At 45.8% G+C, this 570-nt stretch carries 1 protein-coding gene; it reads right to left on the bottom strand.

Annotated features, from left to right (window positions below; all coding sequences use genetic code 11):
- Positions 1–490 (bottom strand): cupin domain-containing protein (locus LG30_RS0100015; RefSeq protein WP_152598953.1); only part of this gene is annotated, 490 nt, incomplete at its 3' end.
- Positions 491–570: the final 80 nt, after the last annotated feature.

The raw sequence follows: 570 nt of genomic DNA, 5'->3' as shown, positions 1-570 counted from the left end.
AGATCTCATTGCGAGCAAACAGTTGTTCTGCCACAGAGCCGCCAAAATTCTTATTAATATCGTCGGGAAGGAAAGTCGCCCAAGGGTCAGAATAATCTTCATACAAGCCGCGGCTATCAAATTGTAAAGACAACCCCCAGAATCCATTTGGCTCAGCGCCTTTAAACCCATGCAACTTACCAGGGGGAACCAAAAGCGCATCACCTGCTTTCATGTCTGCCTGCACATCCCCAGTAGTCCGTGCACCACCCTCACACATCAGAATCATCGACTCTACCGGGTGAATGTGCGGTTCCAGCTCTTCACCTGCCTCTAAACGTACCCATGCCATAGACACTCGGTTATCGTCAGGAAGGAAATCCAGCAGATGTGGTTGTTTCATAAAATCTTTCACGTGACCGAGCCAGTGCTCTACCCCGTCGACTTCAATTGTTCGTATTGATGGAATGTCATCACGCTTTACCAGTGTCACATCAGTTAATTTTTTCATTTTGACTCTATTTTATGATTCACGCAGAAAGATGCATCAGATGCATCTATTTACCCAGTTGAAATGCAACTAGTTTAACC

The sequence above is a fragment of the Aeromonas aquatica genome (assembly GCF_000764655.1).
Taxonomy (GTDB): domain Bacteria; phylum Pseudomonadota; class Gammaproteobacteria; order Enterobacterales; family Aeromonadaceae; genus Aeromonas; species Aeromonas aquatica.
This window is presented reverse-complemented; position numbering and strand designations above follow the sequence as displayed.